The organism is Bernardetia sp. ABR2-2B, from assembly GCF_037126435.1.
Lineage (GTDB): Bacteria > Bacteroidota > Bacteroidia > Cytophagales > Bernardetiaceae > Bernardetia.
Map to the genome: position 1 here is coordinate 1,448,566 of NZ_CP147020.1, position 25,160 is coordinate 1,473,725.

A 25,160-nucleotide genomic window follows, 5' to 3' on the forward strand; every position below is an offset into this window, starting at 1 on the left:
TCTACTAAAAGACTACAAAGTTAAGCACTTTATCCCACTTATTTAGAATAAATACTGTTATAAATAATCTAAAAATGATACCAGTAATTATTTTTTTGTCGAAGGAAAAAAGGTCTATATAGAATAAATCCTATTCTTTATTTGAATTATATCAATATATACCAAAACATAAATTTTGTGTTCAGAAGCTGACTTGTATTTCTAGCTTAGAAAAGATTCAGATGAAATGAGAGTAAGCGAGACTTGACATGTTATATTCGTTTTAACTTTTCTAAAGAAATCAATTTAATATAACTATTCGGAGTAGAGAAATCAAGAATATATTTTGTTTGTATTCAAAGTTTCGAACACAAACAAAACGTATTGAAACTTAAAATGCGTTCATATATTTTGCAAAAAATTAAAAATAGTATTTTTTATCAAAAAAAACACATTTTATTATCTCTATAATACAATTTTCAAAAAGCACTTTTTTGTTAAAAAAATTGATTTATCAAAAAAAAACAAAATATTATTTACATTATGTCAATAAAAGTAAATTTTAGTTTCGTAAAATAATTAATTTAAAACGTTTTATATGTTTTTTATGCCTTATGTTTGATGATACTTTTAAATGTAATACATTTGCACCTTCAAACAACTCAATTATTCTCTGTAAAGGCATAACTATGAAACTATTCCAACTTTATACCATCTTTCTTTTTGTATTTTTATCATCTATTTACACAACTACACAGGCACAAGGAACGGGAGACCAAGACCCATTAGAAGTAAAAATCTTTCCACCTTCTCCCAATACAGCGAGTTTGGGGAAGTATGGAGAAGTACCTGTGGGTTTATACACAGGAATTCCACAAATTTCTATTCCACTTACCACAGTACAGAGCGGAAGCCTTTCAATGCCTATTAGTTTGAGTTACCATGCAGGTGGCATACGTGTAGAAGAAATTGCAAGTTGGGTAGGCTTAGGTTGGAGCTTGAATGCTGGAGGGGTTATTACTAGACAGGTTAGGGGGATTCCTGATGAGTTGGATATGGATAGGCAAGAGAATATTGGTAATATAAAAATAAGTGAAGCTAATAATCCTAATCTTGCAAGAGAATTGATGTCAGATGTAGTTTTTGGTTCTAGAGATACTCAATCTGATTTATATGTTTTTAATATTAATGGAATATCGGGAAAGTTTTTTCTTGGAAATGATAATGAAGTCTTATTTGATAAGCAACAGGACTTAAAAGTAAAGAGAATAGACGCTTCTTCGTGGATAATGACTGATGGTAGTGGTAATAAATACTATTTTGGAAAAAGTAAAGATAAATCAAAAGCTGCTATTGAGATTGGAGAGAACTTCTCAGTAAATAATCTTTCTAGTGATGGTTATAGCGCAATTACAGCTTGGTATATCACAGAAATAGAAGACGTCACAGAACAACATAAAATAAATTTTAACTATAAAACAGTACCATCAATTAGCTATTACAGAAGTGCAGAAAAAGAGATGTTATCAGTAACTAATTCAGATGCTTGTTCTGCTCCTTACTTAGGATACAAGAGGTATTTTACAGCCTCTATGGTTGACCAAATTATACTAGAATCAATAACAAGTCAGAATCAAAAGATAAATTTCATAACAGATGTAGATAGAGAAGACTTAAAAGATGGTTTCGGTAGAGCAGCAAAGGCTTTAAGTAAAATTATTGTTGTGCGTAATGATAATCAAAGTATTATAAGAGAATACAATCTATCTTATAGTTATTTTCCATCTCTAGGTGTAACAAATAGATATAATCAACTTAATATTTCAGACGAACAACGGTATAAAAAATTACGTCTGAATCAAGTTCAAGAGAAAAATGGAAACTTAATAATTCCACCTCACAAGTTTGAATACAATTCTCTCCCTATCCCCGAACGTTTTTCTTGTCAAATGGACTTTTGGGGATTTTACAATGGTAAAGATGAAAATGATAATCGGTATAACTTGAAATTGATTCCCACTTCAGATATTTCATTTCTTCCCTATTCAGACCTTCAGGTTCGTTATGAAGGAGCAAATCGTTTACCTGATGAAAAATACATGAAAGCTGGAATACTAGAAAAGATAGTTTATCCTACAGGAGGTTATACCAAATTTGAGTACGAAGCAAATAAAACAATAGATATAATAAAGTTTCCAAAAGGTTATAGAAATGAGTATGTCTTTAGACGTAAAAGAATGGAAGTTATTGAAGATAATCTAAATACAACCACAGAGCAAATATTTGAAATAAACAATGCTTCTGAACCAGGACAAGTCATACCTAAAATTCCTTTAGAATGGAGGCTTGAAAATATGCACTGTGAAGGAGACTTTGCTACAATTACTTGTGGAATAGAAATACGAATAGAAAGTATATCAAATCCTACATTTACTCCTATTACTTTACGTAATGAAACAGGAACGGTATTTCTAGAAAATGGAACTTACAAAATGATTTGTATAATGGATTTTGATGCCAATCCAGACATTAGAAAAGTAGATATTATATATAACTGGGAAGAAGGTGTGTCTACACAAGAAAAAATGGCAGGAGGATTAAGGATAAAAACAGTAAAATCATATAATGATGAGTTTGCAACACCAATTGTAAAACAATACGAATACAAGTCAGATAATGGACTAAGTAGTGGTAGAATGCCTGGTAGGATTATGAATAGTTATTTTGCATCTGTACCTTCTTGTCCTTTTGTAACAACAGCAGTGGCTTTAAGTTCGGGTAGCTACTACCCTTTAGTAAATACTAAAGGAGGGTACATAGGATATCAAACAGTTACTGTTTATGATGGACTTAATAAGGAGTTGGGAAAAAGCGTAAATAATTATTCATTTGGGTCAGACGTGTTTTTGGTAGGTAATTATGGAGCTCCTTTTGCAACTATCTCAAAAGAACATGTAAGAGGTTTGCTATTGTCTAATAAAAAGTATCTCAGCAATACGTCAAATACATATTCATTAATAAGTGAAACCATAAATGATTATAGTTTTGCTAATACAATAGAAATACCAAATTTAGTAGTTACTCAAGTAGGAACAGAAGCGGGGGGGGGCACCTCAATGGTTTTGAATAAGTATGGGTATGTAGAGTATAATACAACCTCTTCTTGGCAACGCCTATATAGCACCACTCAAAAAACATACGATCCAAATAACTCTCAACTACTAAAAGAACAGACAACAAACTACTTCTATAATGAAGATGCTCGTCATACCTTGCCGATTCGTACTGAAACGATAGTAGATGGAAAAAAACTAAGCACACATACGAAATACCCTCTTGATTATGCTGTTTTATCTACCTCTAATGAGGTAAGTAAAGGTATTTATTATCTACAAGATAAAAACGTAATCGGCATTCCTGTTGAAACATATACAACAGAGTCATCAGAAGGTGAAAAGGATCAAGAAAAAGTCATTTCTGCTCAAATGATGGTTTATAATCAAGATAAACCTTTCTTGAAAGAAATACATCAACTAGAAGCAAATTCTGCTGTTGCTGATAATCCAATAGAAAACTTTGTTCCTTCTTCTATCAATGCACAAGGAGAGTTTGTAAATGACTCTCGTTATGAGAAGCGTTTGGAGTATTTTAAGTATGACGAATTCGGAAACCCATTGGAGTTTGGAAAGACAAAAGACGTACACAAATCTTATATCTGGGGATATAAAAATACTTATCCTATTGCAGAAGTAATTAATGCTTCTCAAGATCAAATTTTTCACACCTCATTTGAAGAGGGTGGAACTAGTCAAGAAGCTCGTACAGGAAAGCGTAGTTTTAGAATACAAAGTATTTATTCTATGAAAGAAGACCTACCTAGTGGAGAATATCTTTTTTCTGTATGGGTAAAAGGAGCAGGAACTCTTACAGTTTTAGATAACAGCAAAACTTTTGATTCTCCTAATGAGTGGTTGCGTATTGAATTTAAACTTAGCATAGATAATAATACAGATATCAATATTGTTGGAGATGATTTTCTTATAGATGAAATTCGTTTGCACCCTTTAGAAGCACACATGATTACACGTACTTATACACCTTTAATTGGAGTTAGCTCAGAAACAAATGTAAATCATAACTCTAATTTTTATGAGTATGATGCACTTCAACGCTTACATATCATACGTGACAAAGAAGGAAATATTATCAAGCGTACTGATTACGAATATAAAGGAAACTAAAAAATAAAAAGCTAAAAAAGCTTTTCTTAAAAACATTCAAAAAATTGCATTCACTATTTTATCTGATTTTACAATGAAATTCTTACTGACTTTATTATTTTCGCTTTTAGTTTTCTTTCAAGTCTCTGCTCAATATATAAATGGTTCTACTACTGCTCAAGTTGGAGAATGTAGCTCATATTCACTTGGAGACTGGGGAAATGCTTGTGTAACAGTAACTTGGTCTGTATCAGGAGGTACGATAAGTGGAAGTAACATAAATACTCCTAGTGTAGAAATATGTTGGACAACTGTTGGCACACAAACTATTTCAGTAAACGATGGATGTGGCAGAACAGAATCTATTCAGGTTCAAGTTTCTTGCGCTCCTTTATCCATCACACCCTCCACCACAACAGCCTGTATAGGTCAGCCTGTTACGCTTACGGCTGATGGATATGATTCGTATTCTTGGACAGGAGCTGTTGGAAGTGGAAACACAGCTACTTTTACACCTACAAGCACAGGTACACATACAGTTTACGTTACTGGAACAACTGGAAACTGCACAACGACAAATTCTGTAACTATTCAAGTAAACCCTGCTCCAACAGTTACAAATCCTATAACGATTCAAGCAGGAGAAACAGCTACACTTTGTGCAACACAAGGAGATTCTTATTTATGGAGACCAAATGGGGAAACAAGCTCGTGTATTACAGTTTCTCCTTCTGAAACAACAAACTATTCTGTTGATGTAACAAATTCTTGTGGCACAACCACCCTAAGTACACAAGTAATTGTAGAAGGTGCGCCTTTATCTATCAATGCAGATGATGTTTGTTTTGGGCAAGATATTCAAGTAACAGCAACAGGTGGAACTCCTCCTTACTCATTTTCTTCTAATGCAACTATTATATCACAGAATAATCAGTTGGGAATAGCTACTATCCGTCCTTCTTCAGCAGGAAACATAACTATCTCTGTTACAGATAACACAGGGGCTTCTGTCAGCAAAACAGTAGAAGCAAAACCTAGCCCTTCTTTTGGTGTAGATGTAAACAATGCAGTGGTTTGCTCAGGAGAAACTGCTACAATGACTATCATAAATGGAAATGCAGATAGTTATTTTTGGGAAATAGATGGAGGAAATGCTATACTTTCAGCTACCACAGGACCAAGCATTCAAGTAACGCCTACGGCAAGTTTTGTTAGATTAAAAATAACAGGAGTAATTGGAGATTGTTCGTTCAGTATGTACAGAGGTGTTTCTATTTCTTCTGGACAAGTGGCTATCACTAGCGCACCCGAGCCTGTTTGTAGTGGAGGTACAATATGGTTATACGGAGAAGGCGCAATGACTTATGAATGGATAGCGAATGGACAAGTAATAGGTACGAATGCCTCTGTTCAAGCTACCTTCTTACAGCCTACTCAAGTATTTTTGATAGGAAGAGATGAATGTGGAAATACAAGTACAGATGATATAATTGTTTCCGTATCTGCTGCATTGCCTTTAGAAGTAACCCCTCAAACAGCTACTATTTCGCTCGGACAAAGCGTAACCTATACAGCTTCTTCGTCTGAAAACCTCACTTATACGTGGTTTGATGAAGATGAGACACAACAACTCGGCACAGGAGCTACGCTTACACAAATACCTACTGAAAACTCTACTTATATCTTGGTTGCTTCTAATGGAACGTGTGAAGAACGAAGAGAAGTACATGTTATTTTGACAATGGATAGCGAAACTGTTTTTTGCGCTCCTTTCAAAGAACAAACTTTTGAGCCTATCCCTACTGAAATTTATGTAATGCAAAACCCTCAATTGGGCAAAAACTACATTCGTTCGGAAACGATGCTTACGCCTGTAAAGACACAAACAGAAATAGAGTTTCTTCCTATCAACAACGACGGAAAAGCAGTTGCTTTTGGTTTCTTTGATGGATTAGGAAGAGATGAGCAAACGGTACAGATAGAAGCCTCTCCAACTAAAAGAAATATCATTCAACATATAGAATATGATGAATTTGGAAGAATGCCAAAAGGATTTTTGCCACACACAGGAGGAAATAGATATAATCCTTTCCAAGCAAATGCAGCTACTGAACAGATGGCATTTTATCAAAATCCGATAGCCGAGTATGCCACAACGACAATTCCTTATTCAGAAAAGATATTCGAAAACTCTCCGTATAGCCGTGTACTAGAACAGGCTGCACAAGGAGAAGCGTATAGTTTGCAGAGTGGACACACTATAAAAGCATCAGAACGTCCAAATAACGCAACAGACCAAGTTCATCAATGGTATTACGATGAGGCTACTAGAAGACTCAAATCAGATAATTTTTATGCTGATGGTGAGCTTTGGATAAACGAGACAGAAGACGAACACGGCACAAAAACGTGGCAGTTTACCGATAAACTAGGAAGACTTATTTTACAACGTACGCAACTAAAAGAAGCAGATTTTGTAGAAACCTATTATGTTTATCACAAACGATTCTTGAAAAAACCTCAATTTATCATTCAGCCAGAGGGAGTGAAAAATCATTATGGACAGCAAGTAGTACAGATTTATCCTATTCAAATAGCGAATTGGACATTTCGCTATCAATACGATGGCAGAGGAAGAGTTCATAAAAAATGGATACCGGGGCAAGATGGCGCATCTACTTTTATTTATGATGAGCGTGATAGAATGATTTTGGCACAAACTCCAAATCAGATAAGTAAAAGAGAATGGACATTTACCAAATATGATGCACTCAATCGCCCTATTATGTCTGGTCTCTATTTTTCTACTAAGACAGTTTCAGAACTACAAACTGAAATAGAAGCCCAAGAGCTTAAAGATATGTACGAAGTGAGAGAACTTGATGTTCCTTTTGGGTATTCGAATGGTAGCTTTCCGATTATTGAAGATACCAAAAGCGTACTTAGCGTTATTTATTACGATGGCTATTGTGATATTTTTGATGAAGATGCAGAAGCTGAATCGTTCTTATTTGCTTCAAATCCTTTAGTTTTGGAAGAAGAACAAGCTGCTACCGTTCGTGGTCTGACAACGGTAAGCAAGACAAGAGTATTGGATAGTAAAGGCGAATGGCTTTCTAGCGTTATTTATTACGATGATTATCACCGTTCTATCCAAACACAAACGCAACAAATGGGTGGCAACTGGGATATTATGACTAACCTTTACGACTTTAGTGGAAAAGTCTTGAAAACGCACCAAGAACACCAAAGCAATACAATACCAGTTGTGGTAAAACAAGGTTTTGAGTATGACCACACAGGAAGACTTTTGAAAACATTCCATCAAGTGAATAACAAACCAGTCGTTTTACTTTCTAGCGTACAATATAATGAAGTCGGACAGGTAAAAGGCAAAGGATTGCATGGAGCTACACCATTACAAGCAATTAATTTCAAGTACAATATTAGAGGGTGGCTGACTCATATCAATGACTTAGCCAATGTCAAAAAAGATGACCCAACTAGTAGTCTTTTTGCCTTCAAGATTTCGTATGACGAAGCACAACAATTTAATGGAAATATTGGTAAAGTAGAGTGGAAAAGCGTAACTGATGCTGTTGAGCGTGGTTATGATTTTAGTTATGATAACTTAAATCGTCTGACAAATGCAGATTATTTCTACGACCAAACAGCTTCTACTTATCAAGAAGACTATTCTGTTTTCAATATTAAGTATGATAACAACGGAAATATCGAAACGCTTTCTCGCAACGGACTTTTAGATATGCAGCCTTCAAGAGACCCACAAAATCCTATCAAAACCTATGGTTTGATTGACGATTTGCATTACAGCTACCGAGAGGGAAGAAGCACAAATAACAGTAATAGACTGCTAGAGGTAGTAGATGCAGCAGGTCAAAACTCTGGTATTGCTGGAGATTTTCAAGACGTAAATACTGGAAAAGGAATTGATTATTTGTATGATAAAAATGGAAATCTGATTGCTGACGGAAACAAAGGTATTTCTAGCATTATCTACAATCACTTGAATCTACCAGAAGAAATTACGTTTTTAAACAAAAATAAAATCAAAAACACCTACGATGCAGCAGGAATAAAACTAAAAAGTCAAATCATAGAAAATGGTAAGCCAATTCGCACCACATTTTATAGAAACGGTTTTATCTATGAAGGAACAGGAGTAAGCGCAGGTGCTGACATTGGAATTGGTATAGGTGGAGGAGCAGGAGAAACAAAACCTGTAATGCTACGCTTCTTTGGAACAGCAGAGGGACGCATTGTAAACAAAGCTGAAACTCGTGGAGAGACGGATTTTGTCTATGAATACCACTACAAAGACCATTTGGGCAACTTACGTGTAGCTTTCCAAGCAGAAGAAAGCAAAGTAAAAGAAAAATTCTCTCTCACAATGGAAGCCGACAGCGCACAAAGTGAAGAGAAAGAATTTGAAAACGTAGCAGCAGCACGAAGCGACCAAAAAGACAAAGAAGGACACTATTCGGCAGCCCTAGAAAACTCAAAACAAGCCATTTCGAAAACGATAGCCGTTAAGAAAGGCGATAAAATAAAAGCAAGTGTTTTTGCGACACACGACCCAGCCATTGCCAATACTGACCCAACAAAAGCGATTGCAGAGGCTAAAAAAGATGTTTTGATGTCTTTAGGAAGTGCAGCAGCAGGAACTATTATTACCCATCCGACACAGCAAGAAATAGATATTCCATTAAATCCAGAAATAAGTCCAGCCCGAACGGAAATTATAAAAGCTCCAAAAGTAAGGTTTAATCTATTGGATTTTGTGCCAGTAGTTCGTAATTTACGTAAGCTAAATCGTGCTAAAAAAGCAAAAGGCTTAGAGCAAGATACGTATTTTGTACCGAAAGGCGAGTTAGTTTTGGAGTTAAGAGATTCTACCGATAGTCTTATCTTTGAGAAACGAGAAAAACTGACTATTTCTTCTGCTGTTTCGTGGGAAAAGCTAGTTTCAGACCTAGAAATCAAAGAAGACGGAAATCTATCTGTTTATATTGATAATGCTAGTTCTGATAAAGTTTATTTTGATGAGTTTATCATTGAGAGAACAGAAGGAGTACAAGCCGTAGTAGTTCAAGAAAACCACTATTATCCTTTTGGTATGAATATGAAAGGGATTGAGGAATTGGATTTGCAGAGTTTAGGTAATACAGATGAGCATCGTTTTCAGTACAATGGAAAGGAAAAAGAGGAAAGTTTTGGGTTGTATTGGAGTAGTTACGGAGCTAGAGAATATGATATGCAACTTGGACGTTTTCATACCTTAGACCCTAAAGCAGAGATTTATCATGATTGGAGTTCTTATTTGTATGCAGCGAACAATCCTATTGTGCTTACAGACAAGAATGGAGAAGGTCCAGAAGGAGAAAATGATGGAAAGAAGGCTGTAATTGCTGTAAATGAAGATGGAGTTTCAATACATCTTGAAAATTTACCACAAGCAGTTGACTCATTTTTAACAGAAGTAGATAATGCTTTCTCTGGAATAATCAACTATCTTGAAGCAAATAAGACAGGAGATTTTGAAGTAGGAAGTGGTTCTACAAAATCAAGTGGTATTGCAACAGTAGGAGAAAACGGCTCAAATGATGTCAAAGAAACTGATAAATCTGCTACTGATCCTAAGGTCATAAAAGAAAAAAACTTGAATGCTGCAAAACTAGCTACGAACTTAAATGAGGCAGGAAGTAAATCTGGAGTATTGAATAGTGCTAAAATGGCAAGTGGAGCTGCTGATATTTGGGGAGCAGGTCTAAATCTTACTGGTTATGAAGAACCTAAAGAAGAAGTTAAAATTGATACTCCTTTGGCAAATAATTATCCAAAATATGATAAGGATAAACTTTTGAAAACTGATGCTCTTGGAGCAGGTCCTTTAAGACCTGTGCAAGGGAATGACACTTTGAGGCAACAAAACTTTACTTATCCAAATGGAGAAACACTACCCGATACGGTTCAAATCGAAATAGAATAATGAAACAAATAATCTTATTTACATTAGTATTTATCTTTATCATATCTTGCAATACTAATAAATCTCAAGAAACTGTTGTTTTGGCTAATTATGAATCTGGTAAAGTTCATAAAGAAGTTATTGATAGCAAATGGTTTGAGTATTATCCAAGTGGTAGATTAATGACTGTTATACCTCTTAAAAATAAAAATTTTGATGGTATAGGGTATAGTTTTTACGAGAATGGAGATACTTTAGCTATAAAAAACTATAAGGATAATGAGTTGAATGGTACAACTATTCGCTTTCATAAGTCAGGTAACATATCTGCAAAAGAATCTTATACAAATAGCTTGTTAGATGGTAAGGCATTTTATTACAATCAAAGTGAACAGTTATTATATGAAAGAAACTACCTATTAGGTAAGAAACGTGGGTGGAATTATGATTATTATTTAAACGGGAATTTCAAATTTAAAGTTTATCATATACTTCCTGAAAAGGAGGAATATGTAGTTAAAGAATATGAATATGATTCTATTTCACAAAAAAAGAAAATAAACAGGAGAGTTAGCTATTTTATTAGAGATACAATAGACACTTCTAATCCAATTGCAGAACTAAAATATTGTTGTAGAAATAATGATAGCATAGCACTGGTTACAGGAAAAATAGATGTATATCATAATATATTAGATTCTACCAAAACAGTTTTAGGTAGATATGACTATGAAAGAGAATCTTTTTTTGTTGAATTTAGTAATAAAGTAGGCATAGATACATTGAGAGGTTTTATTTTTAATTATAAAACAGACAAAAAGGGACAACGAACAGGTACACAAACTCCTATAGAAAATATTATATATAAAAAATAACCCCAGCCCTCGCTGTACGTTCTTGTTGGTATTTCAATTTTCAAGATTAAAAAACTGCGTTCTTGTTGGTGTTCTGATTTGTGAAATAAGCAAAAAAAGCCGTTGTTGTGTCTTTAGTTTCGGCTTGCCGTTACGATGACCAACAACAGAGCAACGAACAGAATGAAGGCAAAAAAGCAGACTTGTAAGTAGATTTTTATTTGCAAGTCTGTCTTTGTTGTCTATGAATACCACTACAAAGACCATTTGGGCAACTTACGTGTAGCTTTCCAAGCCGAAGAAAGCAAAGTAAAAGAAAAATTCTACGTTCTTGTTGCTCTTCCCAAAACCCCAAAATATTAGAAAAAAGCACCTAAAAGTATAGATATAGACATATAAAGCATAAAAAATAGAGTAACTTTTTCATTAATAACTCCTCCTATTTTACAAAACTTAGCTATCGATAATTCTAAAATGCTAACTTTACGATTCAGTATTTTGATCTTTTTACCTAAAACTCAAATATATATCATAATGAAGCACTCATTTTTGTTATTACTCTCTTGTTTATTTTTATTTTCTTGTCAAAACGAGTCTAAAAAATCTACTACCACAACAAAGCAAGAAGCAGATTTGATTATCTATAATGCTAAAATCTATACTGTGGATGAAAATATACCAACGGCTCAATCTTTTGCTCTCAAAGATGGGAAATTTCTTGAAATTGGAACAGATAAAGAAATTCAAGATAAATTTGAATCAGCAGAAAAAGTAGATGCTAAAGGCAAAACTATTTTACCTGGACTTATTGATGCACATTGTCATTTTTATAATTTAGGAATGAAGCTACAACAAGTCGATTTAGTAGGAACGACAAGCTATCAAGAAGTTTTGGATAGAATAGTTGCTTTCCAAAAAGAAAAAAATGTTCCTTTTATTGTTGGTAGAGGTTGGGATCAAAATGACTGGGAAGAAAAAGAATTTCCTACCAATAAAGAACTCACTGAGCTTTTTCCTGATACGCCTATTGCCATTACACGTATAGACGGACATGCTATGATTGCCAACCAAAAAGCACTTGAACTAGCAAAAATCACTACTTCGACAAAAGCAGAAGGAGGAGAAATTATTCAAAAAAATGGCAAACTAACTGGTGTTTTGGTAGATAACCCGATGGCACTTGTCAGAGAAGTAATTCCACAACCTACTCGTGAATCACAAATAGAAGCACTTTTAGAGGCACAAAAAATCAATTTTAGTTATGGATTGACTACCCTAGATGACGCTGGGCTTTCTCCAGATATTATTTCGCTTATCGATAGTCTTCAAAAAACTGACAGGCTTCAAATGAGATTATATGTAATGGTAAGTAACCGTCCAGAATATGTAGAAGAATATCTCAAAAAAGGAACATACAAAACCGAAAAACTCAATGTTTCTTCCTTTAAAGTGTATGCAGATGGTGCTTTGGGTTCAAGAGGTGCAGCTTTGAAAGAGCCGTATTCTGATAAAGAAAATCATCATGGCGCAATGCTTATTGGATATGAAGATTTGACGATATTGGCTCAAAAACTGGCTGATTCTGATTTTCAAATGAATACTCATGCTATCGGAGACTCTGCCAATGCTGTCATTATTCGTAAATATTATGATGTTTTGAAAGGACAGAAAGACCGTAGATGGAGAATAGAACACGCACAAGTAGTCGCTCCAGAAGAGTTTGAAATGTTAGATGATAATCTGATGATAAGTGTGCAGCCCACTCACGCCACCAGTGATATGTATTGGGCAGAAGACCGTTTGGGAGAAGAGCGTATAAAAGGAGCGTATGCTTACAAACAACTTCTTGAAAAAACAGGTAAGATAGCTTTAGGAACTGATTATCCTGTCGAACAAGTAAATCCTTTTCATACTTTTTATGCAGCCGTAGCACGTAAAGACTTAAAAAATTATCCTGATGGAGGTTTTCAAAAACAAAATGCACTTACAAGAGAAGAAACACTAAAAGGAATGACTATTTGGGCTGCATACAGTAATTTTGAAGAAAACGAAAAAGGAAGTATCACAGCAGGAAAATACGCTGATTTTGTCATCTTAGAGCAAGATATTATGACTGTTGAAGAAGATGCAATTCCGAATACAAAAGTAATTTCTACTTATTTGGGTGGCTTGAAAGTTTATGGCGAGTAAAAGTGGGAGTTCATATCTTAAAATCTATTCTTAAACAACTTCTATGATATTTCTTTTACTTAGGTAAATTAATGTCAATAAGGACACCGACAATGGTAAAAACAACCATTGTTGATGTCCTTACCAACGAATAATATTGGCATCAGACTTTTACGACATCACCTATTTTTTTATTGTCGATTAGCAAAACGATGTCCTAATTTGATAGTAGGCTGTTCGACAAACAAATAGGATACATACGCAATCAGAGTGCTTAAAGCTGTCAGAACAAAAAAGTTAAGTATATTATTCCAACTAACTAATAAAAATTTTGGAGAGCTTAAAAAGTTATAAAACTGATATTCAGTAATAAGATGGAGAACGAAAAAATGAAATAAATAAAGACTATAACTAATCTTACCAAAAAAAATAGTTAGTGGATTAACAAAAAATATGTAAGGCTTTTGACTTAATACATAAAGCAGCATAACAAAACCAATACAGAAAAAGTAATGACTAGAAAACTGTAAGAAAGTTTGGGTAGCAAAATACACGAAAATGTAAGTTGCTAATAATAACAGAGTAGGTGGTTTTATTTCCCTGTCTCCATTGATAAAAAAATAATACGACATACCCATACAAAATATTGGAAACTGACTTGGAAAATACCTATACAGAAAACTTTCTCCTAAAGGCAAATCTCTAATAAAATAAGTGCAGAACGAATGCAAAAACATACCGATAAATAATAATTTTAGCGATTTATCTAAGCTATTGACGTATTTCCATATTATAGGTACGCACAAATAAAACGTAACTTCTACTCCAATAGACCAACCTCCCCCCACTAAGTTCATATATTGAGGAATAAAATCGTGAATAAAAAACATGTTCGCTAATACAGCCTTCAAAGAGTAAGAAGAAGTCGTAATTACGATTAAGAGAATGCCAATATAATAGACAGGAATAATTCTGAATAAGCGTTTTATCAAAAATGCTTTAATAGCATGTTTTGCATCACTACTTACGGTTCTTTTGAAAGAATAAAAAACTGTAAAAGCACTGATAACAAAAAATAATTGTACGCCATAAAGCCCACTAATCATAAATGCTTCTATAATGTCGTCTATTTTTGTTCCGATAACACTTGAGTTTAATGCAACAACATGAGTCGCAATTACGCCCAAAATAGCCCATCCACGTAACGCATCAATATACTCATAACGAACTACTTTTTTTTCTGTCATTTAATACGATTTATTTGATTATTAGTGCATGATTCATAAAAAATTCAACCTTATAGGTTTTATTTTATATGTAAATTTTATTTTACAAGACACAAAATCATTCTTGTCTTGCCTTAAAAACAGTAATTGGTAAAAAGTTCCATTCTTTATATTTCTCTAATAAATTGATTATTTTTCTTCTCAAAACCAATCATAGTAGGATTTCCGTGTCCACAATAAATTTTTGTATCATCAGGCAGTTTGTACATTACATTCTGAATAGAATCTCTCAAAACTTCCATACTTCCCCCAGGTAAATCCGTTCTTCCAATACTTTGAAGAAAAAGAACATCTCCGTTGATACAAAACTTTTGTTCTGCCGAATAAAAAGCCAAATGCCCTGGAGAATGCCCTGGTACGAAGAGTGTTTTGAGTGTAGAATTACCAAAAGTAATATCTGTCTTTTCGTCTATAAAAACATCTACCGTAGTTGCGTCATAGCCACCAAAACCATACGAAGGAGCATACAAAGGAACTTGATTTAGCTGTTCTGCTTCAATTCTATGAGCTTCTAATTTTACATTATAGGTATCTTTTACAAATTTGTTTCCCAAAACGTGATCGATATGACAATGCGTATTGATTAGACGAACTACTTTTAAATCATTTTGCTCAATAAACGCCTTCAAAACTTCTTTTTCTTGTGGCGAATAACAACCAGGGTCAATAATAATAGCTTCTTTAGTCTCGTCAAAAAGAACAAAGGTATTTTCTTGAAACTGGTTAAATGTAAATTGTTGTATAGAAATCATATAGTTAGGAAATGAGAAATGGAAATTAGGAATTGGGTAAATAAAAATTCAGAATTTCATACTTCTGAAATCTGACTTCTTACTTTATTTTCTCTATCTTGTTTTTTTAATTGTTTACAAAATAAACGCTTCTACTATGAAATTCAAATTTTTACTTGCTCTTTCTACCTTATTATTATTTCTCATCATTGGATTCTCGTCTTGCAAACCTTCACAAATATCTATCAAAAAAGAAAAACAACCTACTTTAATTGGTTCTTGGGAAATGGTAGAAGTACACTGGCAAACAAAAGATACTGTATATTCTATTCCAAAATCACAATATGGGTTATTTATTTTTGAGGAAAATCGTTATTCCATTATGTGGACTCCAATAGATAAGGCAAGAATACCATTTGTAAATCTTTCAAAGCCTACTGATGAAGAAAAAATGGCTGGTTTTGGCTCTGTTGTTTTTAACGGAGGAACTTATACAATGACAGATTCGACAGTTACAACAACAGCACTTATAGCAAAAGTACCTGGGTTTGAGGGAGGAAAACAGTTTTATAAATACACTATTGAAGACGATTTGTTGCGCTTGGTTTTCTTTGATGAAACCTATCCAAACGGGCAAAAACCTGAATGGTTTGGGAAATATGTAACTGAGTTTGTGATGAAAAGAGCAAAATAAAATTAGAACTAAGAAGTTGTTTAAGAATGTGAATTTTTCCGTAGAATTGGGTTTGCAAATCCAATTCTACGGAAAAATAACCCAGCCTTTGTTGGTGTTTTAGCGTAGCGACACCAACAAATAAACGTACAAAACCTATTCTTAAACAACTTCTTCTAAATTTATTTCACTATTTGCTCTGCGTGTTCTTTTGTTTTTACCTTTTTGATAACTTCTTCAATATTTCCCTCTTCATCAATTACAAAAGTAGTGCGTTGTGTTCCCATATATTTTTTTCCAAACATATTTTTTTCTTTCCAAACACCATATGCTTCGTTGATAGAATGGTCTTCATCTACTAAAAGAGGAAAAGGTAAATCATATTTCTCAGCAAATTTTTTGTGTGAAGCAACACCATCTTTACTCACTCCCAAAACCTCATAGCCTTTTTTCTTTAGGTCTGAATAATTATCTCTCAAATTACAAGCCTGTGCCGTACACCCAGGAGTGTTGTCTTTAGGATAAAAATAAAGAATTACCTTTTTACCTTTGAGTTGGGAGAGCTTTATTTCGTGTCCATTTTGGTCATGTGCCATAAATTCAGGTGCTTTATCGCCTTTTTTGAGTTCCATAGAAATTCTTTTTTAGTGAGAAAATTAAAGCTATCGAACTAAAAAAGGTAAAGTAAAGTTTTGATAAAAAAAACAAAATCGTAACTCATTGGCTTACAACAAAATAAACACACTACTTATTTTTTTTAATAAAAAAAACCGTTTTTTTTCTTCAAAAAATTGGTAAAACAAAAAAAACGTTTTACCTTTGCACTCGCAATAAGGGAAACAAACCCACTTATGGAAAACAAAAATAACATAAGAAAATAAACAAATATGGCGAGATAGCTCAGTTGGTTAGAGCGCAGCACTCATAATGCTGAGGTCGAGAGTTCGAGTCTCTCTTTCGCTACATAAACATAAAAGTCTTTATTCATTTTTTGAATAAAGACTTTTTTTATTTGTTTTGTCTTGTAGTTCCTTCTTCAAACAGTATCTTTACTCTTTTATTTCAAGGTCAAAGAATTTAGAACCAAATGGCAAAAATATCTCGTTACCCCAATTTAGATTTACTTAGAGCGTTGGCTGTCGCTTTTGTAGTTTTTTATCATTGTTGTAATATGTTAGGTGTATCACCTTGGTTATGGAAATGGAGTGAGATAGTGGGAGTAAGTGGAATAGATTTATTTTGTGTATTGAGTGGTTTTTTGATAGGTAGTCTTTATTGGCACGAACAAAAAAAATATGGAGACGTACAAATTTGGAGATTTATCGGACGAAGAGGATACAGAACTATTCCCATTTATTATATATTTGTTTTTATAGCCTATTTAGGTGTTTATTTCATTCGTGGAGAAAAATTTTCTTGGCAACATTTAGTTTTTCTACAAAACTATCAAGAAAGCATCTCATTTTATGCCATTAGTTGGAGTTTGTGTGTAGAAGAACACTTTTATCTTGTTATGCCTTTTTTGACTTTACTGCTTCTCAAAATCCCTCGTAAAATTTCTTCTTTTTTAATTATTTTGTTAGTATTAACTCCTCTTTTTGCTAGGATTTTTTCTTACCCTCCTAGCACACCTATTGCAGGGTTTGGGTATTACTTTACAGCTACTCATTTTAGATATGAAGGTTTACTTATTGGGGTCGTAATTTCCTATATAATTTCTCATAAAAAAACATTTTTCGACTTCCTAATACCTTATGCTTACCTCATTTATGCGCTTACCTTTATATTAGTTTCTCTCTTCTATTTTATAGATAATACCTACAAATATTATTTTTCAATAACCTTGAATTCTTATATGTATGCCTTATCATTGATTGTAGCAATACGTAGCAACCCAATGCGTATTGCTAAAAGTAATTTTGTTTATAAAGTTGCCGTTTCTTCATACAGCACTTATCTTGTGCATTCTTTTGTTCTTCAATTTTATGTGTATATATTTGAAAAAATAGGGTTTGATTTTATTTGGTTAGAAATACCTATTGCCTTTGTTACTTCATTTGTAGTGGGTTATGCTATCTATAACATTTTAGAAAAACCAATTATAAAACTCCGAAACAAACATGTTCCTGCAAGATAATTTGAATAATATTTCATTTAATAATTAGACTTTTTTTGGATTCTAAATTTAAAACACTAATTTTGCAGTCCTATCAAAAATCGTATTCTATCTATAATTGATGTCAAAAACTACTCTTTCTACTCCTTCTCGCACTCTTTTCATGACTTGCTTTATGTTAGTCTTGGTTGTCTTCTCGACAACGATGCGTTTTGTTGGTGTAGATGTAAATGAAAGTAATTTTGTTCCTCTAGAAAATATAGAAATTGATTATTCTTTAGTCAATAAAATTGATAAAGATGTTGATAATCAACAAGAAAAAGAACCCCTAACACTCAAAACAGCAACTTCTTCTGATGCACTCTTGCAAGGAATAGTTACGACAGAGTTTTTTCAAAATATAATTCTTACTCCCAGTATAGAATTTAGCTTTCTTTCTTTTTCTTCTCAAAAAACAAATAATGTTAGCTATTACTTTTCTAGTTCTAGCTTTTTCAAAACATTATTTAGGTGCTTTATTTCCCCAAATGCTCCGTAGTCAGTTATCAGTAAACAGTTACCAGTAATCAGTTAAATTCTTTTAAGTCTTCGACTTTATTATTAATTATATGGTATGACTGTTTTCTTCCAATCGCAATTTCATTTCACACATTTATATATTTCAACATTGGATTTTATTTTACCTATTGTGAAGTTTTTTCTTCATAATCCGTAATCCGTAATCCGTAATCCGTAATTCTCATGCAAAATAGAGGTTTTATTATATTCCTAGCTATTCTCTTTGCAGTATTGTGTTTGTTTTCATTATCATTCACACTACAATCACGCAGCGTAGAAAGCGACGCAGTTACTTATGCAGCACAAAATGCACAAGGCGACTCAGAACTAGAAGCACAACTCAAGAAACAGTATTTAGACTCTATGTGGTCACAGCCTGTTTATCCAGTTTTTGATTTTACCTATCAAGAAGTAAAAGAAAAAGAACTTAATCTTGGGCTTGACCTTCAAGGTGGTATGCACGTAACACTTGAAGTATCTCCAATAGATATTTTGAAAGCACTTTCTAATGAAAGTCAGAATGAAAACTTTCAAGCTGCACTTGCAGAAGCAAACAAACAACAGGCTTCTAGCCAAGACCGTTATGTAGAGCTTTTCTTTGATGCCTATAAAGAAAAAGCTGGTGAAGATAAATTAAAAGATGTCTTTGCTACTTCTGCAAATAGTGGAAAAATCAATTTCCGTTCTTCTGATAAAGAAGTAGAAGATTTTATTCGTACAGAGGTTGATGGTTCTGTTCAGAGAGCTTTCGAAATTATTCGTACTCGTGTTGATAAATTCGGTGTAACTCAACCAAACGTTCAGCTTATTGAAGGAACTAGCCGTATTCAAGTAGAATTACCAGGGGTAAATAACGCAGAACGTGTTCGTGATTTATTACAAGGCGTTGCAAAACTAGAGTTTTGGGAGGTTTATCAGCCACAAGAATATCAAGATGTTCTTACTCAAATCAATAACTTTTGGGTAGAAAATCGTATGGAAAAAGTAGAAACTGCAAATACAGATGATTTGATGTCTCCTGACACTACACAAACTGAAGCACAAGATGATTTATTTGTAAATACGGATACAGATTCTACAGATATTGCAGCAAATGATTCTTCTGCAACAGATGATTTATTGGCAGATACAACTCAAAACCAACAAGTTTCTCCTCTTTTTGAAAAACTTACTCCTCTTAGTCAGAACTATTTTACATTGACGTATGAAGCATTAGATACTTCTTCTATCAATAAAATATTGAATGACCCAATGGTAAAAAGTATCATTCCTAAAGACATGAAATTCTTTTGGGGTGTAAAACCAGATGCAGAAAATGAAGGGAAATCATTTTATACGCTTCACGTTATAAAAACAGCAGCAGGTGGAAAATCTCCAATGACAGGAGACGTAGTTACAGATGCTCGTCAAGACATCAATCCAAACGGACAAGTAGAAGTTTCTTTGGCTATGAATGGAGAAGGCGCACGTCTTTGGAAAGACCTTACAGGAAAAAATGTAGGTCGTCAGATTGCTATCGTTCTTGATGATTATGTATATTCAGCACCTAATGTAAATGAAGAAATTGGTGGTGGTCGTTCTTCTATTTCTGGTAACTTCACAGTAGAAGAAGCAAAAGATTTAGCAAATATCTTAAAGGCTGGTAAACTTCCTGCTCCTACACGTATTGTAGAAGAAGCAGTAGTAGGTCCTTCTTTGGGTGAAGCAGCTCAAATGCAAGGTATTTTGTCTATCCTTGTTGGATTAGGCTTAGTAGTCTTGTTTATGATTATTTATTATGCAAAAGCTGGTATTGTAGCAAACGTAGCACTTATTGCGAATATCTTCTTTATTTTCGGACTTTTAGCACAGCTTGGTGCAGCTCTTACGCTTCCAGGGATTGCAGGTATCGTTCTTACAATTGGTATGTCAGTTGATGCAAACGTTCTGATTTTTGAAAGAATTAGAGAGGAACTAGCACTAGGTAAAGGCTTGATGGCTGCTATTGAAGATGGTTTCCAACGAGCTTTGATTACTATTATTGATGCCAACGTAACTACGCTTATTACTTCGGTTGTACTTTACGTATTGGGCGCAGGTCCGATTAAAGGTTTTGCAGTTACTTTGATGATTGGTATTGTTTGTTCATTCTTTACTGCCGTTTATATCAGTCGTTTGATTATCTATTGGATGAGTCGTAAAGGAGATGAGAGCAATATGTCTTTCTCTATGCCATTCACTAAAAATATGTTGGCTAACACCAATATCAATTTTCTAGGTAAACGTATGATTGGTTATATTGTCTCTGGTGTTGTACTTGTTGTTGGAGCTGCTGTTTTCTTTACAAATGGCTTGAATATGGGTGTTGATTTTACAGGTGGACGTTCGTATGTAGTTGCATTTTCATCTGATGTAACTCCTTCACAAATTGAATCTAGCATTGAAGACAAACTTCAGACAAGTGTAGAAGTAAAAAGTTATGATGGAAATGATAAAGTAAAAATCACGACAAGTTATCGTTCAGACGAAGAATCTACAGATGTAGATAAGCAGGTTCAGAGTGAAATTATGGCTAGTTTGGGAGAAAAATATGTAGCTCTCAATCCAGAAGTAGTAAGCACTTCGAAAGTAGGTGCAACTATCGCTGATGATATTGCAGACTCAGCTCGTACGGCTGTAATTGTAGCTCTTATTTTGATGTTTGGTTATATTTCTGTTCGTTTTAGCAACTGGCGTTTTGGTGTTGGAGCTGTTGCAGCACTTACACATGATAGTTTGATTGTAATATCTCTTTTTTCAATTGCTTATCTTTTAGGATTTGCTGTTGAGATTGATCAAGTATTTATTGCTGCCATTCTTACCGTAATTGGTTATTCATTGAATGATACTGTGGTTGTTTTTGACCGTATTCGTGAAGCTCTTCAAGAAAGAGAAGGAGATGAAGACTTACAAACGACAATCAATGGTGCTGTAAATAATACACTTAGCAGAACACTAATCACTTCGGTTACTACACTTCTAGTAGTCTTGATTTTGTTTATATTTGGTGGAGAGGCTCTTAAAGGATTCTCTTTTGCACTTCTTATCGGTGTTATTGTAGGTACTTATTCTTCGGTTTTTGTAGCAACTCCTTTAGTATTGGATTTATACTCTAAGAATGCTATCGAAAACGAACGTGAAATGATAGCAAGAAAGAAAGAAAAATATGCTCAACAATATTCTGACCAGCAAGAAATGGCTGAATATAGGAAAGCAATGGAAGAGGAAGAAAATAATCCTCAAACGCAACAAGAAGCGCAACCTCTTCGCAGACCTAAAAAACCTAAGAAATACTAAGTAGTGATTAGTTATTAATTATAAATGATTAATTAACTACGTTTTCTTAGAAATGAAAAATCCCTTCTGGCTTTATTGTTAGAAGGGATTTTTTTGTTTAAATTATGGAAACTTACAAACAACTGTCAGATGAAACAAAGATTATTTTATAGCACTTTAATATTTACCTTTTTTATAGTATTTTTTTCTTTCAAAAATCAAGAGAGTAACTTTAGCAGAAAAAGTTTAAAATTGGATTCTATTTTTTGCTCTCCTTGTTTACAAATTAAGAAATGGAAAAAAGAATTAGAAAAAGATAGTTGTCTGAAAAGGTATTTACCTACTAAGAAGTTACAAAGTGCAGGTCGGACATATATAGATTCTTGTAAAAAAGAAGCACTTTTTCTACAAACTCTTTCAGATAAATACAATAACTACAGATACGTTTATCTTGTAGAATGTTCAAAATATAATTCACTACAAGAAAAAATAAATAATTTTCTATATTATGAGAATCGTCGCTGGTTTGCTAAAAAATGTCCAATTACTATTAAATATGGTAACATAGACAATCAAAATATAATTTCTTCTGCATCTTATTTCAATTTTGAAGTAAAATATAATTTGTGTCAACTATTAGAAGAAGCTATTCAAGATATAAAAAGTGATAAATCATTGAAAAATTACTTACCAACACGAGAAGAAATAAGTAAACAATCTACTTTATTAGACGAATGTGAATACAAAATACTTTACTTTCGTGCATTCAAGAAAAAATACAATGACTTGGCTTTGAATGATGTCGATACTTGGAATTCAGCGTATTTTGATAATTGTAAGGAGTGGGAGCAAGATTATATTTCCAATATAATAAGTCGTGAAGAGGCTATGGTGTGTAGAAAAACAGCCCCTCTATTTATGGAGTATAATAAAACAGACAATAAATATAAGTTTTTAAAAAAAATTTATGAGAGTGATGCTGTTTCTCTTAGCTTTCATTTATCACAGTTAAAGTTGAAAAACTGTAATGACACTATGTATTTTGCCTATGCTATGCTTTCAAAAATAGACAGTTTGTGGATAGATGCAGGAGGAATGGGAAGTATTTATGTCTTAGATAAGAAAGAGGATTTTTTTAGAAAACTCAAAAACAGCAAGATTGATTAAATTCTCCACTTACTTTAGAGATAGTATTGTCAGTACACCTCCAAAGTGTCAGAACAATTCAACTCCTCCATAACTGTACTGACACTTTAAAGTATCTGACAGGTAATAAATAAAGATGCTAATTCCGAATTCACGTTTTTAATATATTTACAAAGAAATGAATTTCTATAAATTTATAGGCTCTACCTTTAAGAGTCCTTTCAAAAGGCTGTAAAGTTATAAAAACAAACTATTTTCAGAGTTATTTGGATTACTAAATAACTACTGACAAAGTTTTTATCCCCCCTAAAACTAGCTAACTATAATTATTCTTTAAGAACGTAACCTTCTAAGTTTTGATATTCAAATACTTCAACTTTAGTAGAATTTTTCTTTTTTGTAGTGATAATCAAATCATAATACTTGTAATTATTTATTTGAGTGGCATCAAATTCTATATCCTTATCTATTTTTTTATCCTTATCTTCTTCCGAAAAATAAAGGTAATCGTAAAAAGTATAAATGGTTTTTAGCTTTTCACACTTTGACAAATCATAAATAGTAGTCCAAGAATGATCTTCGCCCATGTGTGTAAATCCACTATAAAAGAAAAGAGCAAATTTTTCTTTACCAATTTGTTTCAATGAAATTGGATGCAGCCAACCATTAACTCCATGCATTCCATAAAACTTATCAAAATTATTTGTCTGCCATTTTTTTAGTTTCTCATCGTATTCGAAAGTAGCTACTGAAACATAAGCACCATAAAAATGAAAATTAATTACTCTATTATTTTCGTATACATAAGTTGCAAAAATAATAACTGCTTTTTTTGTATTTCCTTCTTGATAAAAAAATATAGAATCTAATTGTGTGTAAGCAAAATCATCATCAGAAGTTACAGGTTGCTTGTTTTCATAAAAATTAGGTTTCCATTTTACTTCATTCTCTTGATGTTTTGTGGTAATTTCTATTCCATCAAAAAGAAGCATCAAGATTTCGTTTTCTTGATTTAAAAGTTGTTCTTTTGCCGTTGTCGGTATCCCTACCGACGACACAAAACTAGAATCAAAATTTTGAGCAAAAGCAGAGAAAGAGAATAAGAAAAACAAGAATGTTAGAGCATATTTTTTCATAAGGAACTTAACTAATAATTTATCACTTATCACCATTTATAATTTCATTAAGTATTCCGTCCCACAAATCAATTCTTTTTTGTAAGGCAATCTTACTGATAGCTATGGCTTCATTCCATTTTGTATCGCTGTCTCCACAAAGTTCTTTTATCATCTGAATTGACATGTGCGAATGCTCATCTCCATCAATTTCTATATGACGGTCAAAATAATAGACTAATTTCTTTATACTTTCTTCATTTTCAACAGAATTTGCTTTCATATCTCTCAAAATAGAAGTAAACATATCAGGAATTAAATCTTCTCTTCCAAACGTAAAGACAGAAGCTATCTTGTGAGCTTTTTTTGTTTCAATAACATCAAATGAAAAAGAAACAAATTCTTTGATAGAATCAGCAATAGTAATTTGAGAAAGAGCTGTTCTGACACTTTTCCACTCCCTCAATAATTTTATTAGATACGTGATTTTGGAAGTATCAGCACCACAATTATTCATTGCTTCTATATAAAGTTCAAAATGACTTTTTGCATTTCCATCTTCATCTTGGTCAGTTTCTTCTGCCAATACAATTTCATTGATTAAACGACGTGTAAGTGGATTTCCCTTCGGAATCCAAGGCACTGCCACACAGGTAAGTTCGTTTTGAAGAGATTTGAGAAGTGACATAAAATCCCAAACAGCAAAAACATGATGCTCTAAGAAAATCTTTAGGTCTTTTACTGAATCTATCTTTTTATATACTTGATGGGTTAGAAGTTGTTGGCGCAAAGGCTCTATTTCTGCTCTCAATTTTTGGATATACACTTCCTGTTTTTTTCCTAATTCTTTAACCTCAATATCTGTTTTTGGAGTTGTCATTATATTTCTATGTCGGCAATGGTAAAAATGTATTCGTTTTTTTTATAAAACTATTTTATGATAGGATTTTGTTTGAGTTTTTGTAGAAAGCAAAGATAAATTAAAAATTTGAATTTTGTTTTTTGGAAAGATGTTTGAAACTTTCTTTCT

The 25,160-nt window shown here is 33.2% G+C and carries 14 protein-coding genes and 1 tRNA gene; 10 read left to right on the forward strand and 5 right to left on the reverse strand.

Going from position 1 to position 25,160, the window contains the following annotated elements:
* The first annotated feature begins 668 nt into the window (after positions 1-668).
* The 4 genes from WAF17_RS06070 (at position 669) to WAF17_RS06085 (ending at position 13,232) form a co-directional block, all read left to right on the forward strand.
* The gene (locus WAF17_RS06070) at positions 669-4,220 is read left to right on the forward strand and encodes a hypothetical protein (RefSeq protein WP_338767569.1); all 3,552 of its coding nucleotides are present in this window, start codon (positions 669-671) and stop codon (positions 4,218-4,220) included.
* 73 nt (positions 4,221-4,293) lie between these two features.
* On the forward strand, positions 4,294-10,209 hold the full coding sequence (locus tag WAF17_RS06075; protein WP_338767572.1) for a DUF6443 domain-containing protein: 5,916 nt from the start codon (positions 4,294-4,296) through the stop codon (positions 10,207-10,209).
* The gene (locus tag WAF17_RS06080) at positions 10,209-11,063 is read left to right on the forward strand and encodes a hypothetical protein (RefSeq protein ID WP_338767574.1); all 855 of its coding nucleotides are present in this window, start codon (positions 10,209-10,211) and stop codon (positions 11,061-11,063) included. The genes WAF17_RS06075 and WAF17_RS06080 overlap by 1 nt, the downstream gene beginning before the upstream one ends.
* A gap of 513 nt (positions 11,064-11,576) precedes the next feature.
* On the forward strand, positions 11,577-13,232 hold the full coding sequence (locus tag WAF17_RS06085) for an amidohydrolase (protein ID WP_338767577.1): 1,656 nt from the start codon (positions 11,577-11,579) through the stop codon (positions 13,230-13,232).
* Positions 13,233-13,402: 170 nt separating this feature from the next.
* On the opposite strand, the gene WAF17_RS06090 is transcribed toward WAF17_RS06085, so the two are convergent.
* Positions 13,403-14,458 carry an acyltransferase gene (locus tag WAF17_RS06090; RefSeq protein ID WP_338767579.1) on the reverse strand — a complete coding sequence of 352 codons (1,056 nt, stop codon included), beginning with the start codon at positions 14,456-14,458 and terminating at the stop codon, positions 13,403-13,405.
* 146 nt (positions 14,459-14,604) lie between these two features.
* Positions 14,605-15,249: an MBL fold metallo-hydrolase gene (locus tag WAF17_RS06095; protein WP_338767582.1), complete on the reverse strand. Its 645-nt coding sequence runs from the start codon at positions 15,247-15,249 to the stop codon at positions 14,605-14,607.
* Positions 15,250-15,385: 136 nt separating this feature from the next.
* On the opposite strand from WAF17_RS06095, the gene WAF17_RS06100 reads away from it, so the two are divergent.
* On the forward strand, positions 15,386-15,922 hold the full coding sequence (locus tag WAF17_RS06100) for a lipocalin-like domain-containing protein (RefSeq protein WP_338767585.1): 537 nt from the start codon (positions 15,386-15,388) through the stop codon (positions 15,920-15,922).
* A 161-nt stretch (positions 15,923-16,083) separates the two neighbouring features.
* Here the strand turns inward: WAF17_RS06100 and bcp are convergent, their stop codons facing one another.
* Complete coding sequence (bcp, locus tag WAF17_RS06105) at positions 16,084-16,533, reverse strand: thioredoxin-dependent thiol peroxidase (RefSeq protein ID WP_338767588.1); 450 nt, start codon at positions 16,531-16,533, stop codon at positions 16,084-16,086.
* A 257-nt stretch (positions 16,534-16,790) separates the two neighbouring features.
* Here bcp and WAF17_RS06110 point away from each other — a divergent pair.
* From WAF17_RS06110 to WAF17_RS06130, 5 genes are all read left to right on the forward strand, one after another.
* A tRNA-Met gene (locus WAF17_RS06110) sits at positions 16,791-16,864 on the forward strand.
* 124 nt (positions 16,865-16,988) lie between these two features.
* The gene (locus WAF17_RS06115; RefSeq protein ID WP_338767590.1) at positions 16,989-18,038 is read left to right on the forward strand and encodes an acyltransferase; all 1,050 of its coding nucleotides are present in this window, start codon (positions 16,989-16,991) and stop codon (positions 18,036-18,038) included.
* 100 nt (positions 18,039-18,138) lie between these two features.
* Positions 18,139-18,555 (forward strand): hypothetical protein, encoded by a 417-nt coding sequence (locus WAF17_RS06120; protein WP_338767592.1) that lies wholly within the window; start codon positions 18,139-18,141, stop codon positions 18,553-18,555.
* A gap of 203 nt (positions 18,556-18,758) precedes the next feature.
* Entirely contained in the window at positions 18,759-21,890 is a 3,132-nt protein-coding gene (gene secDF / locus WAF17_RS06125) for a protein translocase subunit SecDF (protein ID WP_338767594.1), read from the forward strand.
* 231 nt (positions 21,891-22,121) lie between these two features.
* Positions 22,122-23,036 carry a hypothetical protein gene (locus tag WAF17_RS06130; RefSeq protein ID WP_338767596.1) on the forward strand — a complete coding sequence of 305 codons (915 nt, stop codon included), beginning with the start codon at positions 22,122-22,124 and terminating at the stop codon, positions 23,034-23,036.
* A 305-nt stretch (positions 23,037-23,341) separates the two neighbouring features.
* On the opposite strand, the gene WAF17_RS06135 is transcribed toward WAF17_RS06130, so the two are convergent.
* Positions 23,342-24,151: a hypothetical protein gene (locus WAF17_RS06135; RefSeq protein ID WP_338767599.1), complete on the reverse strand. Its 810-nt coding sequence runs from the start codon at positions 24,149-24,151 to the stop codon at positions 23,342-23,344.
* A 22-nt stretch (positions 24,152-24,173) separates the two neighbouring features.
* Positions 24,174-25,010 (reverse strand): DUF3050 domain-containing protein, encoded by an 837-nt coding sequence (locus WAF17_RS06140; RefSeq protein WP_338767602.1) that lies wholly within the window; start codon positions 25,008-25,010, stop codon positions 24,174-24,176.
* Between the last annotated feature and the right edge of the window lie 150 nt (positions 25,011-25,160).